Origin of the sequence: Mycobacterium sp. 852002-51057_SCH5723018 (assembly GCF_001667035.1) — a bacterium.
GTDB lineage: Bacteria > Actinomycetota > Actinomycetes > Mycobacteriales > Mycobacteriaceae > Mycobacterium.
Genome location: NZ_LZIR01000121.1, coordinates 1 through 16261 on the forward strand (window position 1 = coordinate 1; position 16261 = coordinate 16261).

Annotated in this window: 18 protein-coding genes; 10 read left to right on the top strand and 8 right to left on the bottom strand. The window is 66.4% G+C overall.

Annotation, left to right across the window (positions count from 1 at the left end):
• Positions 1-917, bottom strand: a 917-nt coding sequence (locus A5764_RS28580; RefSeq protein WP_067118499.1) for a dihydrodipicolinate reductase, incomplete at its 3' end; no start/stop codon positions are given.
• Between the two features lie 86 nt (positions 918-1003).
• On the opposite strand from A5764_RS28580, the gene A5764_RS24385 reads away from it, so the two are divergent.
• On the top strand, positions 1004-1861 hold the full coding sequence (locus A5764_RS24385) for an SDR family NAD(P)-dependent oxidoreductase (protein ID WP_067118502.1): 858 nt from the start codon (positions 1004-1006) through the stop codon (positions 1859-1861).
• 89 nt (positions 1862-1950) lie between these two features.
• Here the strand turns inward: A5764_RS24385 and A5764_RS24390 are convergent, their stop codons facing one another.
• Complete coding sequence (locus A5764_RS24390) at positions 1951-2619, bottom strand: TetR/AcrR family transcriptional regulator (protein WP_067118504.1); 669 nt, start codon at positions 2617-2619, stop codon at positions 1951-1953.
• A gap of 97 nt (positions 2620-2716) precedes the next feature.
• Here A5764_RS24390 and A5764_RS24395 point away from each other — a divergent pair, with 97 nt between their 5' ends.
• The 8 genes from A5764_RS24395 (at position 2717) to A5764_RS24430 (ending at position 9233) form a co-directional block, all read left to right on the top strand.
• Positions 2717-3622, top strand: a complete 906-nt coding sequence (locus A5764_RS24395; RefSeq protein ID WP_067118507.1) for an alpha/beta hydrolase — start codon at positions 2717-2719, stop codon at positions 3620-3622.
• Positions 3623-3626: 4 nt separating this feature from the next.
• The gene (locus A5764_RS24400; RefSeq protein ID WP_231989804.1) at positions 3627-4241 is read left to right on the top strand and encodes a maleylpyruvate isomerase family mycothiol-dependent enzyme; all 615 of its coding nucleotides are present in this window, start codon (positions 3627-3629) and stop codon (positions 4239-4241) included.
• A gap of 113 nt (positions 4242-4354) precedes the next feature.
• The gene (locus A5764_RS24405; protein ID WP_231989805.1) at positions 4355-4780 is read left to right on the top strand and encodes a hypothetical protein; all 426 of its coding nucleotides are present in this window, start codon (positions 4355-4357) and stop codon (positions 4778-4780) included.
• A 1-nt stretch (position 4781) separates the two neighbouring features.
• Positions 4782-5168, top strand: a complete 387-nt coding sequence (locus A5764_RS24410) for a DUF1330 domain-containing protein (protein ID WP_067118514.1) — start codon at positions 4782-4784, stop codon at positions 5166-5168.
• Positions 5169-5212: 44 nt separating this feature from the next.
• A complete protein-coding gene (locus A5764_RS24415; RefSeq protein WP_067118517.1) occupies positions 5213-6568 on the top strand; it encodes a wax ester/triacylglycerol synthase family O-acyltransferase in 1356 nt (451 codons plus the stop codon).
• Between the two features lie 5 nt (positions 6569-6573).
• Positions 6574-7059 (top strand): NUDIX domain-containing protein, encoded by a 486-nt coding sequence (locus A5764_RS24420; RefSeq protein ID WP_067118519.1) that lies wholly within the window; start codon positions 6574-6576, stop codon positions 7057-7059.
• 1 nt (position 7060) lies between these two features.
• Positions 7061-7966: a haloalkane dehalogenase gene (locus A5764_RS24425; protein WP_067118522.1), complete on the top strand. Its 906-nt coding sequence runs from the start codon at positions 7061-7063 to the stop codon at positions 7964-7966.
• A gap of 31 nt (positions 7967-7997) precedes the next feature.
• The gene (locus A5764_RS24430) at positions 7998-9233 is read left to right on the top strand and encodes a cytochrome P450 (protein WP_067118526.1); all 1236 of its coding nucleotides are present in this window, start codon (positions 7998-8000) and stop codon (positions 9231-9233) included.
• A gap of 7 nt (positions 9234-9240) precedes the next feature.
• On the opposite strand, the gene A5764_RS24435 is transcribed toward A5764_RS24430, so the two are convergent.
• The 3 genes from A5764_RS24435 to A5764_RS24445 all read right to left on the bottom strand — a co-directional run bounded on the left by A5764_RS24435 (position 9241) and on the right by A5764_RS24445 (position 11317).
• Complete coding sequence (locus A5764_RS24435) at positions 9241-9609, bottom strand: hypothetical protein (RefSeq protein WP_067118528.1); 369 nt, start codon at positions 9607-9609, stop codon at positions 9241-9243.
• A 42-nt stretch (positions 9610-9651) separates the two neighbouring features.
• Positions 9652-10074: a hypothetical protein gene (locus A5764_RS24440; RefSeq protein WP_067118531.1), complete on the bottom strand. Its 423-nt coding sequence runs from the start codon at positions 10072-10074 to the stop codon at positions 9652-9654.
• A gap of 148 nt (positions 10075-10222) precedes the next feature.
• Complete coding sequence (locus tag A5764_RS24445) at positions 10223-11317, bottom strand: ATP-dependent DNA ligase (protein WP_067118534.1); 1095 nt, start codon at positions 11315-11317, stop codon at positions 10223-10225.
• 37 nt (positions 11318-11354) lie between these two features.
• Between A5764_RS24445 and ligD the strand changes: the two genes are divergently transcribed.
• Positions 11355-12395 carry a non-homologous end-joining DNA ligase gene (ligD, locus tag A5764_RS24450; protein WP_156664852.1) on the top strand — a complete coding sequence of 347 codons (1041 nt, stop codon included), beginning with the start codon at positions 11355-11357 and terminating at the stop codon, positions 12393-12395.
• Between the two features lie 46 nt (positions 12396-12441).
• Here the strand turns inward: ligD and A5764_RS24455 are convergent, their stop codons facing one another.
• The 3 genes from A5764_RS24455 to A5764_RS24465 form a co-directional block, all read right to left on the bottom strand.
• A complete protein-coding gene (locus A5764_RS24455; protein WP_067118537.1) occupies positions 12442-13806 on the bottom strand; it encodes a hypothetical protein in 1365 nt (454 codons plus the stop codon).
• Positions 13807-14187: 381 nt separating this feature from the next.
• Complete coding sequence (locus tag A5764_RS24460) at positions 14188-15012, bottom strand: rhomboid-like protein (RefSeq protein WP_067118540.1); 825 nt, start codon at positions 15010-15012, stop codon at positions 14188-14190.
• 118 nt (positions 15013-15130) lie between these two features.
• Positions 15131-15895: an SDR family NAD(P)-dependent oxidoreductase gene (locus A5764_RS24465; RefSeq protein WP_067118543.1), complete on the bottom strand. Its 765-nt coding sequence runs from the start codon at positions 15893-15895 to the stop codon at positions 15131-15133.
• Between the last annotated feature and the right edge of the window lie 366 nt (positions 15896-16261).

The following is a 16261-nucleotide window of genomic DNA, read 5'->3' on the forward strand; positions in this document are numbered from 1 at the left end:
TCAACGCCATCCCCGACGTGTGCGCCGCCGAGCCGGGCATCAAGACCTACCTCGACCTGCCGTTGTTCGCCGGGCGCGCCGAAGTTCCACTGCGGATCCAGATTTTCCTCACCCATCAGCCAGTTGACCGCCGCGGTGATGACGGGCTCGCCGTCGACGAGCGCTTGCCACCGGAACCTCCGCGCGGCCACGGTGCCGGTGGTGATCGGAAACGGGTCGTAGTCGATGTCGGCGGTCGCGACGGCGATCTCCTGAAGGGTCCTGATGTCGGGATCGATGCGAAATCCCATGTGATCGGCGATCATTCGCACCGACATCTTGAAGCCCGATTCGAGCAGGCTGGCCATCGGTCCCTGCATGGCTTCCTCCGGGGTTCCGCCGAAGCCCATGATGTGTCGCACCACATCCGGTGCGTTGTAGGTACGGATATCGGAGAACTCCTCGGCGCGCACGTGGGTCACCGCCGACGACAGCGACGAGATCATCAGCGGGAATCGTTCCGTTATGCCCCCGGGGTGGATCCCCGACCCGTGCAGGGTCACCCCGCCCTCGAGCGCGGCGTCGGCGACGGCCTTGTGGCGCGGGATGCTCAGGTCCGGGTAGACCCACCCGACCGGCGTCACCACGTTCTTGCCGGACCGCAAGATCGCCACCACCTCGTCGTCGGAGGGGATCAGCGGGCTGTACATGACACAGTCGGCGTCCAGCGCCAGCAGCTCGTCGACGTTGTTCGTGGCGGTCACGCCCAACGGGGAAGTCCCGATGATCTGACCGACGTCGACACCGTCCTTGCCTGCGCTGTGCACCCAGCATCCGACCAGCTCGAGTTGCGGGTGATTGAGGACGCATTCGATTGCGGCCTTGCCGACGCCTCCAGTCGCCCATTGGATGACACGCAGCTTCGTCGGATTACTCATCGGTGACCTCCAGGATGGACACGCCTGAGTCGGCAGAGTATGACTTACTGGCAGTCACTGTCAACGACACGCGGGAAGGTCGAACGATGGGCGTCCTCGACGGCAAGGTTGCGATCGTCACCGGCACCAGTCGCGGCGTGGGCGTCGGCATCGCCCACGAACTGTTGCGCGCCGGCGCCACGGTTGTCGGTTGCTCGCGCTCGCCGCTGGACGCGATGCCTGGCATTGAAGCGGATTGGGCGGCCCGCGCCTCACAAAAGGTGTGCGATCAAGGGGACTACCGCTCCATCGACTCCTTCGTCGCCGAGGTGGTGGACACCCACGGCCGGATCGATATCCTGGTGAACAACGCCGGCGGCACGGTTCCCGCGCCACACGTGGAGGCGATTCCCGAACTCGTGCAACGCATTCAGGGCGCGCCCGCAAGCGACGACGAGTACGAGCGCACCGCGCTGTTTCACGCCTACGCGGTGCAGATGAACCTCATCAGTCCGCTGTGGTTCGCCATCCGGGTGTACCGGCAAATGCGTGCCCAGGACGGTGTCGGCTGCATCGTCAACATCTCCAGCGGCGCGGGGCACCCGGCGGGAGCACCGACCTTGGTGTCCTACGGGGCGGCCAAAAGCGGGCTCAACCACCTCACCCGCTCACTGGCCGAGGAGTGGGGGCCGAAGGTCCGGGTCAACTGCGTCGCGCTGGGGCCGACGATGACGGAGAACTTCCGGTCGTTCGTGCTGCCCAAGGACGACCCGACCGGCGAAAAGTACTTTGCCGCCGTGCCGTTGCGCCGCGCCGGCGAGCCCGCCGAGGTGGGCCGGGTCTGCGTATTCCTGGCGAGCGGAGACGCCGACTTCGTCAACGGCACCACCATCGAGTGCGACGGCGGGATGCTGCCGGGCGTGCTGTACGACGCGGGCCTGAAGACCATCACGGACTTGCTGTAACCCATCCCGTTAGCCCACCGTGAATCTCCCGACGCGTTGCCGGCGTGTCGCGTCGCAAGATGCACAATCGGCATGCACACCTGGAACTGTCACCGGGATCGTCGGCGTTTGGGCGTGCCGGAGTCGTTTGCGCGGGACTGGATGCCGGTGAGCAGTATGTCGAGAGCCCGGTCGAAGTCGGCGGCCATGGTCGAACGCTGGCTCGTTTCGGCCAGCGCGGACATGTGTGGATGCTCGGCGCCGGCGAGGTCGCCGATTCGTTTGGCGACCACCGCATTGGATTGTTCGCGGTCGGCAGTGGCCAAGGGGCCGGTCAATTCGACTTGGGTAGCGCCCATTACGAGGCTGAGCACTCCACGAAACGCTGCTAACAGATCGAGGTCGCTCAGTTCTGCGCGGCTGAGTGCTTCGATGAGGCGTTCGGCGGGAAGGTAGCCCGCTGCGGATACAGTCCGCCGCGTCAGCACCAGCGGCGCGGCGTTGGGATGTTGGCGCACGGCGCGCCAGATTCCCGTCGCAATCGATTTGACCTCAGCGCGCCAGTCGTCGGACCGGCGCGGCAGGCGGACATCGGCGAGCACCGCTTCGGCGACAAGGCCCTCCAGCTCTTCACGGTCTTTGACGTAGTTGTAGAGAGTCATCGGTCCGGTGCCCAACGCGGCGGCCAGTGACCGCATACTCAGGCTGGCGAGTCCGTCATTGTCGACGATCTGGATCGCCTGCGCCCGTACCTCGTCGAGAGTAAATCGTGCCCGCATTCAGGCGCCGGCCTCCTTGTCCTTGACGCACCATTGACACGTACAGCGTACGTAACGTACAAACGTACGTTGTACGTCTCCCTTGGAAGGATCGCACATGAGCGCTCTCTGCGACACCGCACGGGTGTCCTTCGTCTCGCGCGGTACTCGCTGCGCCGGTTGGCTAACCCTTCCCGGCGGCCCCGGTCCCCATCCGGGCGTCGTGCTGGCTCATGGCCTGGGCGCTACCCATGACATGTTGCTGGCCCAATACGAGCGGCACCTCGCCGCCGGCGGCGTCGCCACGCTGGCGTTCGACTATCGGTACACGGGCGAATCCGACGGTGAGCCTCGCCAGCAGTTCAGCATGCGTGGGCATCGGCAGGACGTCGAGGCGGCGTGTGAGTACTTGCGACAGCACGGCAGTATCGATGCCGCCCGCGTCGGCCTGTGGGGCACCAGCCTGGGCGCGCTGCACGTGTTGCAAGCGGCGGCACGCGGAATCGACGTCGCGGCGGTGGTGGTGCAATGCCCAATAGTGCATGGACCGGGAACTCTGGGTCGGGGCGGCCTGCGACCCGTTGTGCGGCTGACGCCGGCGATCGTGGGCGATGCGGTTCGTCGGATGCGCAGAGCCGGCCGTACCTATGTCCCCATCGTCGGCAGGCCCGGCAGCCTTGCCGCGGTGACCGTTCCGGGCGCGCTGGACGGCTGGTATTCCACCGTTCCACCCGGTTGTACGTTCGACAACCGCATGGCGGCGATGGACGTGGTCGGTATCGCGTTGAACAGCGCCAAGCGCGGCGCCGCGAAAATCAAAGCGCCGCTTCTCGTTTGTTTGTCGCGGCGAGAGACGTTGATGGACCCGCGGCACGCCGAAGACATCGCCCTTGCGGCGCCACACGGGGTTCTCCGACACTACGACGGCGATCACTTCCAGATCTACCATCCGCCGCTACTGGCTGCGCTGCTCGCCGATCAGAGAGCCTTCCTGCAGGAGCATTTGGGTGTCCGGGCCGGCTGACACGTTGCGGGACAACGACACACGGCTTGCCGAGGTGGTTAGGGGCCTCAGCGCCGCGCAGTGGTCCGAGCCGAGCCTTTGCGCCGAGTGGACGAATCATGAAGTGCTCGCGCATCTCGTCGTCGGCTATCAGGTCGGGTTATCGGCGGTTGCCACGGGCCTGGTGCGGCAGCGCGGCTCATTCAACGCTGCGAACGCCGAACTGGCCCGCGCCCAGGCGGCGCAGCGCGATCCAGAACAATTGGTCGACGACTTCGTCGCGCTGGCGCACCGACCTCAACGAATCGGCCGCGTGTTCCCGAAGCGGCTGTTGCTCGGCGACCACGTCATCCACGAACTCGACATCACGTATGCGTTGGACAAGGAGTCGGCGGTTCCCGTAGCGACGGTCATCGCCGTTCTCAATACCCAGGTCCGGCTACCCAACCCTTTCGTCCCGGCAGCCGCCCGAGCTCGCGGCCTCAATCTGCTTGCCACGGACGCTCACTGGTCTCATCGCGCCGATGGCCCCACGGTTACTGGACGGGCCGCTCACCTCGCGTCCGTCCTCGCTGGCCGGCGCTGGGCCCTGCGGCACCTGAGCGGCGACGGCGTAGCCGCACTTTCCTCGCGCGTCTGATTTAGCCTGCTCATAACGGCAGCAAGGGAGAGCCACACGAGCGCGACATCGAAACCCGCACATCTCGATCGAATTCGGGCGCATAAGGCCCGAAAGGAGAATACGGTTCAGGAGTGGCTATACATCGGACACTGATCACGGCGATGACAATGGCGGTCGTCAGCTGCTGTGTCGCGGCACCCCGCGCCGCGGCAGACAACCCGGTCTGCACCGCGACGTGGTGTTCCTTCTTGTCTCCGTCCCGCAACATCAGCTGCGAAATGGACTATGGGCGCGGCAGCGGCATACCCGACGAAACCTACTGTCAGACCAACAATCCGCCCCAGTCCGTGCGGCTCTCCACCAGCGGGTCGTTCAAGACCTGTACGGGAGACTCGTGTCTTGGCAATCCCGGCCAGGGCACTGCGACCCTCGACTACGGGCAGACCGCCGGGGTCGGTCCCTTCAACTGCCGGTCTGAGGCCAGCGGGGTCACCTGCAAGGTGACTTCGGGACGAGGCTTCACCCTCTCGAACTCGGGAGTGACCCCAGTCGGCTGAGATGAGCAGCGCGCTGGAGCCAACCCCCGAACAGTTCGCGGCGCTAGCCGCGCGGCCGGCCGACGCGCCGGTGGTGATGGTCAACCTGTTGAAGTTCACGGCGGCGGGCGGTCTGGGGTCCTATCAGCGGTACGCGCTGGAGGTCGCACCGCACCTGGTACGCGTCGGTGCCACCGTCCGCTACGCGGGCACGGCGCCGGCATACGTTATCGGTGAAGGCGAACGGCCCTGGTGGGACGCGATTCTCGTTGTCGAATACCCCACTCCCCAGGCGTTCATCGACATGGTCACCACGCCCGAATACGCGCAGGTGCACGAGCACCGCGCGGCGGGACTCGACCGCGGCGAGCTGATCGCGACATCGGCGTGGTCGCTCGCTTCCGCATGATCGGGCGCTAGCGGGTTCCTTGCTGGCGGGGGTCTAATTGATGGATGGAATTGATGGCCCCCACCGACGCGGTCTTTTTGCTGGGCGAATCGCGTGAGCACCCGATGCACGTAGGCGGCTTGCAGTTGTACGAGCCGCCCCAGGGGGCGGGTCCCGAGTTCGTACGGGAATTCACCGACGCGCTGATTGCGAACAACGAATTCCAGCCGACATTCCGTAAGCACCCCGCCATGATGATGGGGGGAATAGCCCCGATGGCCTGGGCCTATGACGACGACGTCGACGTCGACTACCACGTTCGGCGCTCGGCGCTGGCGTCGCCGGGCCGAGTTCGCGAACTGCTCGAGCTGACCTCCAGGCTGCACACCAGCCTGCTCGATCGCCACCGCCCGCTGTGGGAACTGTACGTGGTTGAGGGGTTGAACGACGGTCGGTTCGCGATCTACAGCAAGATGCATCACGCGCTGATCGACGGTGTTTCGGCAATGAAGTTGATGCAGCGCGCATTGTCGAACGACCCGGACGACGACGAGATCCGCGCGATGTGGAGCCAGTCGAGGCGTAAGCGCAAGCCCAGTCCCACGTCCCGCCTGGGTTCGCTGCTCAAGATAGCGGGATCCGTTGCCGCACTGGGCCCGTCGACGGTGCAGCTGGCTCGCGCGGCGCTGATCGAGCAGCAGCTGACGTTGCCGTTCGGGGCCCCGCGCACCATGTTGAACGTCAAGATCGGCGGCGCCCGCCGGTGCGCCGCTCAGTCGTGGCCGGTCGAGCGCATCAAGAACGTCAAGCGGGCCGCGGGGGTCACCCTCAACGACGTCGTCTTGGCGATGTGCTCGGGGGCGCTGCGCTATTACCTTCTCGAGCAGAGCGCGCTGCCGGACACGCCGCTGGTCGCGATGGTTCCGGTCAGCCTCCGCAAGGAGGACGAGGCCGACGCCGGTGGGAACCTCGTCGGGGCCCTTCTGTGCAACCTTGCCACCGACAGCGACGACCCCGCGGTGCGATTGCAGACGGTCAGCGAGTCGATGCGGAAAAACAAGACGGTGTTCACCCAGTTGCCGCGTGTGCAGGCGTTGGCGCTTTCGGCGATGAATCTGGGTTCGCTTGCCCTGGCGGCGGTCCCAGGCTGGGTGACGTCAACATCGCCGCCGTTCAATCTCGTCATCTCCAACGTGCCCGGCCCCCACGAGCAAATGTATTGCGGGGGAGCACGACTCGACGGCAACTATCCGCTCTCGATCGCGATGGATGGGCAGGCGCTGAACATCACCCTGGTCAGCAACGCCGGCAACATCGATTTCGGCCTGGTCGGATGCCGCCGCAGCGTTCCGCACCTGCAGCGCCTGCTCGCACACCTGGAATCGTCGCTGAAGGATCTGGAAGCCGCCGTCGGAGTCTGAAGCGGATGCCCAAGCTCAGTGCGGGTTTGCTGCTGTACCGGACGCCGGGCGGCATCGTCGAAGTCTTGATCGCGCATCCCGGTGGCCCGTTTTGGGCCCGCAAGGACGACGGTGCCTGGTCCCTGCCCAAAGGGGAGTACACCGACGGCGAGGACCCCTGGACGGTGGCGCAGCGGGAGTTTCACGAGGAACTCGGGCTACCGCCGCCGGCCGGGCCGCGCGCCGACCTCGGCGCGCTGAAACAACCCAGCGGTAAGGTCGTCACCGCCTTCGCCGTCGAGGGCGACCTGGACGTCACCGACACGCGCAGCAACACCTTCGAATTGGAGTGGCCGAGGGGGTCGGGCCGGATGCGGGAGTTCCCCGAGATCGACCGGGTCGGCTGGTTTCCGGTGACGCAGGCCCGCACCAAGCTGCTCAAGGGGCAGCGTGCATTTCTCGATCGGTTGATGACGCTTCCGGCGGTGGCGGGACTACACGAAGGGACCTGAAATGCAAACGCTGCGCACACCCGACGAGCGATTCGACGGCCTGCCCGACTTCCCTTATGCCCCAAGGTATTGCGATGTGCCGGATGGTGACGGCGGTACGCTGCGAGTCGCCTGGGTGGAGGATGGGCCGGACGGTGCCGACCCCGTCCTGATGCTGCATGGCGAGCCATCGTGGTCGTACCTGTACCGCAAGATGATTCCGATCCTGGTCGCGGCCGGGCACCGAGTCGTCTGCCCGGACTTGGTCGGGTTCGGTCGTTCGGGCAAGCCCACCCGCCGCGAAGACCACAGCTACGCGCGCCACGTCGAATGGATGCGGACCGCGGCCTTCGACGTCCTGGACCTTCGCGGGGTGACCCTGGTCGGCCAGGACTGGGGCGGGCTCATCGGATTGCGTTTAGCCGCAGAGTATCCCGAGCGATTTGCTCGGCTGGTGGTCGCCAATACCGGGCTGCCCAACGGAGAGCAGCCGATGGCCGACATATGGTGGCGCTTCCGTGAGGCCATCACCACCGCGCCGGAGCTGAACATCGGCTGGTTTGTGCAGGGTGGCTGTCGGCAGCGGATGAGCGACGAGGTGCGCGCGGGCTACGACGCGCCGTTCCCGGCCGACGAGTACTGCGCTGCCCCGCGCGCCATGCCCGGTCTGGTGCCGACCTCACCCGATGATCCCGCGGCTGCGGCCAACAAGGCGGCGTGGGCCAAGTTGACCGCGAGCCCGACGCCGATGCTCGTCGCCTTCAGCGACAGCGACCCCATCACCGGGCCGATGGCCGAGATTTTCCAGCGTGAGATGCGCGGCGCCCAGGGGATCAATCACCCGACCATCCGCGGCGCCGGGCACTTCCTGCAGGAGGACGCCGGCGAAGAGCTGGCCAATCACATCGTGGAGTTTCTGCGGCGCTGAGCCGGTCGGGCGGCGCGGGCAGAATGTGGGCATGACGACCGCCCCCACCCAAGCCGAATCACAAGGCCTGCTGCTGCAGCTGCTCGCTCCCACCAACCGTGCCGACCCATACCGGCTCTTCGCCCAGTTCCGTGATCGCGGACCGTTCCAGGTCCCCGACTCCACCCTGACCGTCTTCCCCGGTTTCCGCGACTGCGACGAGGTTTTGCGGCACCCGTCGTCAAGCAGCAACAACATGAACTCGGCGGCCGCCAAACGGCAGCTCGAAGCGGGCGTGCTGCAGCCCCGGCAGTTCCCGCCGGGGTTTTTGTTCCTCGATCCACCCGATCACACCCGGTTGCGCAAGCTGGTCAGCAAGGCGTTCGCGCCGAGGGTGGTCAACGCGCTGCAACCCGAAATCCGCGCGCTTGTTGACGGATTGCTCGATCGGATCGCCGAGAAGGGCCGGTTCGATGCGGTCACAGACTTCGCCTACCCGCTGCCCGTGGCGGTGATCTGCCGGCTGCTCGGCGTGCCCCTCGATGACGAATCGCAGTTCAGCCACGCGTCGGCGGTGCTGGCTCAGGCGCTGGACCCGTTCTCGACGGTCACCGGCATCCCGCCGGAGGTCATCAATGAGCGGATGCAGGCGATGACGTGGCTGCGCGAATACTTCCACGCCCTGATCGAGCGGCGCCGGTCAAGGCTGGGCGACGACCTGTTGTCGGGCCTGATCGCGGTCGAGGAGTCCGGCGATCAGCTGAGCGAGGAGGAGATCGTATCCACCTGCAACCTGCTCCTGATCGCCGGGCACGAGACCACGGTGAACCTGATCGGGAATGCCATCTTGGCGATGCTGCGCGACCCGACGCAGTGGGAGGCGTTGGGCGCCAACGCCGATCGCGCGCCGACGGTCGTCGAGGAAACTCTGCGGTACGACCCGCCCGTACAACTCGCCAGTCGAATTGCGGGCGCGGACATGACGATTGGCGGCGTCGACGTGCCCGCGGGCGACTTCATCATGCTGCTGTTGGCCGCGGCCCACCGCGACCCCGCCGAGTTCGACCGGCCCGACACCTTCGACCCCGATCGGGGGACCGTGCGGCACTTGGGCTTTGGCCGCGGGGCCCATTACTGCCTGGGCGCGCCGCTGGCCAGGCTGGAAGCCGGCGTGGCCCTGGCGGCGTTGACGGCGCGCTTCCCGAACGCCCGGCTGGACGGGGATCCCGAATACAAGGCGAACGTCACGCTGCGCGGTTTGTCGGAGCTGATGGTCGCTGACAAATAGGTCCTAATCAGTCGCGCTCCCAGGGCGCGCTTTCGCCCATCTTCTTGTAGTACTTCGCCAGGTGGCTTTTGACGCGGTCGACGTCGGCCTTGGGCAGGTCGATGCCGCCACGCGCGCCGTCCATGATGGCGCCGGCGATCATGATGCCCCGCGGCACCGCCTTGAGCTCGCCGCCGATCACGTCGGCGAACAGCAACTTGTAGGCCGTGAAGTTGTCCTTCTTGTCGCTGTCGTACCAGATGTGGGCGTCGCGGTATTTCTGGTTCGGCCCGTCCTGTGCGCCGGCCCACTTGCGGACGCGCTTTTCGGCGGCGTCGCCGTCCCACTTGCGGTCACGGTCGGCCAACGGCAGGTCTTTGAACGCTGTCACTGACATACCGCTCGCGTGCCCGCTTACGACTTCGGATAAACGTGCGCGCTAGCGATCACCGGCGTGGGTGGCCGACAAGGCGATGTAAATCGGTATCGGCGTGGCTATTTCGATTCTGCCTTGCGCGTCGTAGTAGGCACCGAGGGTGTATTCGCCCTCCGTGTCGATCGAGAACGCGAATTCTTGAGTGAAGCAGCGGTACTTGGATGGCCTGTTTTCCTCGTCGGGCCAGTGCCAACTCGCTTGCATGTTTCCGCGCGGTACCCCCGCGGGATCTTTGCACACGACATGCAGTTCGGGGTCGTAGTCCCCACCGGCGCGCGCGTGCACCACGAGAACGATGGGGATCCTGGCCATTACGGGGATTTGCTCGACGTCGAACCAGGTCGTCGGTATGCGGGTGGCGTAGATCGCGCCGGAATCGTCGAGCGCGGCGGTGCCCGCCACGAACAGCGCGGCGATCTGCAGCATCACGACAGCCTAACGGCGGCTTGAGGAATGCGGATCGGTGCACTTCAATTCACACCCGCCTGCGTAGCGACTGTGGGGCTTACGGACGAATTCAAGGCGGCACTTCCCGTCCGTAGGGCCCACAGTCGGCGGCGCGAAGTTGCATAAACTACGCCGGGCCGAGCCCGGGCACGATGTCGCCGAGCCTGAAGCCGACCGGCTGCTCGAGTTGCTCGTAGGTACACGAGCGCGGATCGCGGTCGGGACGCCACCGGCTGAACTGTGCGGTGTGCCGGAACCGCGGACCCTCCATGTGGTCGTAGCGGACCTCGACCACCCGCTCGGGCCGAAGCGGCACGAAAGAGAGGTCCTTGCCGGCGTTCCAGCGGGAGAATTCGTTCTTGCGCGGCGTTCGCTCCCCGGCCTCGTGGGCAGCCCAGTTCCAGGGGTGGCCCTCGAAGGTGGTGACCAGCGGCTGCAGCTCGGTGAACAGCCGCCGCCGCTCGGCCATCGGAAAGGCGCCGATCACGCCCACCGACGCGAGCTGGCCTTTCGAAGGACCCGAGTCTTGGTAGAGCCCGAGCAGCAGCGAGCCGATCGCGTCGCCGCCGGACTTGTGCACCCGATAGCCGGCCACCACGCAGTCGGCGGTCCGCTCGTGCTTGACCTTGAACATCACCCGCTTGTCCGGCTGATAGGTGATGGTCAGTGGCTTGGCGATGACGCCGTCGAGGCCGGCGCCCTCGAACTCCTCGAACCATCGTTGCGCGGTCTGCATATCGGTGGTCGCCGGCGTGACGTGGATCCAGCGGCCGGAGCGGTCCGCTGAAATAGGCACAGCGTCGACCAGAGCGGCGCGCCGCTCGCGGAACGGCCGCCCGGTGTAGTCGTCGTCGCCCAGGGCGAGGAGGTCGAACGCGATGAAGGAAGCCGGCGTCTTCTCGGCCAGCATCCGAACCCGCGACTCGGCCGGGTGGATGCGCTGTTGAAGCGCCTCGAAGTCCAGGCCGTGGTCGGTGGCGACGACGATCTCACCGTCGATGACGCAGCGTTGCGGCAGCTCGGCCCGGACCGCTGCGACAAGCTCGGGGAAGTACCGGGTCATCGGCCGCTCGTTGCGGCTGCCCAGCTCCACCTCGTCGCCGTCGCGAAAACAAATCGACCTGAATCCGTCCCACTTGGGCTCGTACGACGAGTCCGGCGGCATCGACCGCACCGGCTTGGCCAACATCGGCGAGACCGGCGGCATGAGGGGCAAGTCCATTGGTTCATTGTGGCGTGCGGCGTGCTGGAATCATGGGGTGGCTGCTCCAGCGGAAGAAATCGACGTCGACGGCATCGCGGTGCGGCTGACCAACCCGGACAAGGTGTACTTCCCCGCGCTGGGGTCCAACGGCAGCAAGCGACGGCTGGTCGAGTACTACCTGGCGGTGGGAGGCGGTCCGATGCTGAACGCGTTGCGTGACCGGCCCACCCATCTGCAGCGCTTCCCGGACGGCATCGACGGCGAGGAGATCTACCAGAAGCGGGTACCGCAGCACCATCCCGACTACCTGGAAACCTGCCGGGTGACGTTCCCATCGGGGCGCACAGCCGACGCGCTGAAGGTCACCCACCCGGCGGCGATCGTGTGGGCGGCGCAGATGGGCACTATCACGCTGCACCCGTGGCAGGTGCGCTGCCCGGACACCGATCATCCCGACGAGCTGCGGATCGACCTGGATCCGCAGCCCGGCACCGGCTTCGAGCAGGCGCGGGCGGTGGCCGTCGACGTGCTGCGACCGCTGCTCGACGAGCTCGGCCTGGTCGGCTACCCCAAGACGTCCGGGGGCCGTGGGGTGCACGTGTTCCTGCGCATCGCCACCGACTGGGACTTCGTCGAGGTCCGCCGCGCGGGCATCGCGCTGGCCCGCGAAATCGAGCGCCGCGCGCCGGAGGCGGTGACCACGTCGTGGTGGAAGGAAGAACGCGGCGAGCGGATCTTCATCGACTTCAACCAGAACGCCCGCGACCGCACCATGGCGTCGCCGTATTCGGTGCGGCGCACGCCGATCGCGACCGTGTCGACGCCGCTGACGTGGGACGAGTTGGCCGGCGCGGATCCCGACGACTACACCATGGCGACGGTGCCCGACCTGGTGAAGCGCCGGGACGACCCGTGGGCCGGCATCGACGACCTAGCCCAGTCCATTGCGCCGTTGCTGGAGATGTCGGCGGCCGACGAAGTGCGCGGGCTTGGCGACATGCCTTATCCGCCGAACTATCCGAAGATGCCGGGCGAGCCGAAACGGGTGCAGCCATCGCGGAATACCGATCTGAAAAGAAAAGACAGTTCTGAGTAGCGCGGTGTGTCAACTCAGCAGCACATTTCACCTTTCAGCCGCTGCGCTAGCTGGACGCGGGCAGCTCCCAGCCGAGTTCGTTGACGAACTGGGCAACATTGGCCCGGAACTCGAGAAAGCGGCGGTACGCCAAGTGCCGATCGTGCAGGACGCTCGGGTCGATACCAGCCTCCAGCAGAAGTAGGCCCCGTAACAGCCAGGGCGCGATGCGCGCGACGACCAACCAACGGAGGTGCCGAACCCCGAGTGCCTCTCTCTCGTGGTCGAGCGGACATTGGTGAGCCACATCGTTACGAGCGTCCGTTAGGCACATTGGCAGATCAGCCACCGACTCGGCGATCTCCGGTAAGACAGCGCAGACTTTCGTCACCACATCGGTGGCACGCTGCAGGTAGTCAACGTCTTCGAAGTGGGAGACCGCGCTCATCACCGCAGCGTGAACCTGCTGAGGGTCCAATGTTCGTCGATTTGTGGCCGCGCTGCTCGCAGCGCTCCCGGCGGTTTCTTTGACCAGCTGCAACGCGCTAGGCGATGCGCCTGCGAATTTTGACTGCTCAAAAGTCTTGGGCATCCGGCGGTGCAACCCTTCGATGAGGGGCGTAAGCACGAGAAGCTGAGTCTGCAGCGGCGCCTTGATGGGGCGAGCCACCACGGAGACAAGCCCGTCCAATGTGTCGTTGAACGGGATCCACCTGGCGAACCGCTCGACTGTGAGTTCCTCCCGAGGCAACAATGTTACGGCGTCGAACTCGTTCGGAGGCGTGTCAGACTCGGGTCCGTGGACGTTGAGCCAAGGATCGCCGTCATTGATCCGGACCTGTGTATCGCGAGGGGCAAAATCCTGGTCAAGCGCCAATTCGGCTAGCGCCAGGCAACCCGACACCACCCTGGTTTTAAGTTGCCGCAGTGTGGTCGGGGCCGCGGCCCTGTACACCAGCCAGTTGCCATCGTCAGACGTTTCGACGGTCAGTGCGGAACCGTGGCTATCGACGGCACAGGCCTTACTTTCCCGAAGGTGGCCCAGCCAATAGGGATCACCAAAGCGAAATCGCATGCCGCTGAATAGCTGATCGACACCGCTCACATGGCGGTCGCCTACCACGGCGTAGTCCGCTTTGTAGTGTGGCGATCCGAAGTAGTAGCCGTCTCGGCCGTGGTTGTAGGCGTTGACGAGCGTGACGGCGTGGCCGGTGTCGAGTTGGCCCTGCAGCGTAATTGGATGAAACGCCTTGACCATCGCGGCGGGCGACGACATGAAGACGCGACCGCCGCCGCTATTCGAGCTTCTTACCCGTGGATCATCGACCAAGCCGCCGGCAAGGACGGCCTCGGGCTTGTGTCCGGGGTCCCACGCAAACGCACCCCACACCCTCAGATCAGGCTTCGTGGGCACCCAGAAGTAGCCGCTCACTTCAATTCACGCGATCCCTCCGCAGGGCTTTTTCAAGGATCCAGCCTCTCCGTCACTGTATTTAATTGTGTGGCCGTTTGTCCTCAGGATCGCCCGCAGGGCCAACCGGCCATCGCGCGACGCGCCCGTTCGTAGGGTTAGCTCCCAACGCACGAGTCTTTCGCTGCTCACCTAGGAATCGTTGAGCTGCGGCGTTGACAACGGCCGGCTACCGGGTGGCGTTCATGTCCGTTTCCTTCGGTATGGGCGCAATCACCCGAGGCCGGTCGAGGTGTCCGGCACCGCTCATTCCGCTGCGAGATTCTTGCGAAATCCGTGTGTGGGGTCGATGAATGCGAAGTTGCCTTGCCGCCCATCGTGGCGGCCGCGCCTGAACGGCGACTACCCGCGCGCCGGTTGCCCCGTGGATTCGGGCGACGAGATCTCGGCGCGCGGCCGCAGTGCCCAGGCGGCCAGGAGCGCGACCAGCATCCCCGCCAACCCGCCGGCCGTGGTCACCACCGACGACCCCGACAGCACGAAGTAACCGAACGTGGCGCCGACGGTGAGCAAGGCGATGTGGACGGGCATCCAGCCGGACGCCGCAGGGAGCCACGAGGACAGGCCGATGCCGAGCAGCAGTGCCAGGACGTGTCCGACGGCGGTGAAGTCCAGTCCCGCCGCCGCCGTCAGCGCGATGCCGAGCCACCAGCCGGCCCACGCCGGCCGCCAGAGCGACGGTATCGACGCCGTCAGCGCACCGAGTACGCACACCGCGCCGTAGCTGACGCCCACGTCGGTCGCCCGGGCCACCGAGAACGGCAGCCATCCCGCCTTCAGCCCGGCGACCAGCCCGACCGCCACCAGCAGCGTGGCACCGATGTGACCGACCGCGAATGTGATCACCAGACCCCTGCCGCGCCAGATCAGTTCGCCAAGCGCCAGCAGGCAGACCAGTCCCGGCAGCCAGAGGTAGACGTCGCCGCCGTCGTCGACGAACGCGCTGCCGATCAACGTGGTCAGGCGGCCATGAGCCAGATTGTGCAGATTGGTGCTCATGTGGCTCACCACGGCGTGGCGGGCGTGCGGTCCGAGCGCCGTCAACCCGAGCCAGACCGCAACCAAAACGGCGGCGTAGGCCGCCGTGACGCGCACCGATGCCGCGCCGGACAACGCGCGCGCGGCCACGGGGGGTCGCGGCGCCTGGGGCGGCTCGACCGGCGTCATATCTCCACAGTGCGGGCGTCAACCCGGATCGGCCACTTTCTTAACGAAGCTTTCACACAGGTGTGATCAATCTTCACGGTTTCCGCACGCGGACCTTTAACGGGCTTGCCCGCCACGACTACGCGACGTAATCCGCCGCTACGAAAGGGACGTCGTCGACCGCCGCCTTACGGGCCGCCAACAGCGCCCTTGCGGCGTCGCCAATCGGGATGCGAAGCGGCAGTTGCGGTTTCTCGGCGGCGTCGGCCACCTCGGCGGCAACTTGTTCGGGCGTGATGATTCCCGGCCGCGGCCCGCCGCCTCGCAGGATTGCGACGTACGGATCGTCGGGCAGGGTATATGTGGTCACGTCGTCGAGGGCCCCGGAGCTTACGGCGCCGGGTTCCAACAGGGCGGCCTGGATCCCGAACGGCGCGACCTCGATTGCGAGCGCCTCGACCAGTGCTTCCAGTGCCCATTTCGTCGCCGCGTAGGCGGCGCCGGGTGGCAGCACAACGCGCCCGGCGACGCTGGACATGAAGAGCAGCTTCCCGTCGCCGCGGCCGCGCATCCTCGGCAGCGCCGCTTGGGCGACCCGGATCGCGCCGATCGTGTTGAGGTTGAGCAGCTGCTGCAGTTTGGCCAGCGGGGTGGCTTCCACCGCGGCGTAGAAGATGTCCGCGGGATTGGAGATCACGATGTCGAGGTCCCCGGCAGCGGCGACGGCCGCGGTGACGCTGTCGTCGTCGGTGACGTCCAAGGCGAGCCGTTGATTCACATCGAGCTCCTCGAGCGTGCGCGGATCGCGCGCTGTGGCCACGACGCGGTGCCCACGGCGGGCGAATTCGGTGGCGATGGCGCGGCCGATGCCGCGGCTGGCTCCAGTGATCAGGACTGATGACATTGCTTGCTCCTCGGTTTAGGCGGCGAAGCGTTGCAGCCTCGCCGGACAAAGTTGGTGAAGGACGTCGGACCCGGACCGTCGGCGCGTGCGGATCGGACGCGGCCGGCGCGGGGCAAGCTTCTTTGCAAGTCGGCTAGGACGGCCTTTTTTGGAAACTGATCGGTTTACTTCCTGGGCCCACGGTACGGGCATTTCCACAGTTTGTAAACCGATCGGTGTAGCCTGCAGGGATGGCCGAGCCCACGGTGCGCCCGCGCGCGGGGGGCGGGGCGCGCGCGCGCATCGAACCCGCCCCGGCCCGCCGCTTCGACCGCCACGGCCGGCACCCGCCCCGGGGTGCGCGCCGCCCCCCCCCCGCCCCCCGGG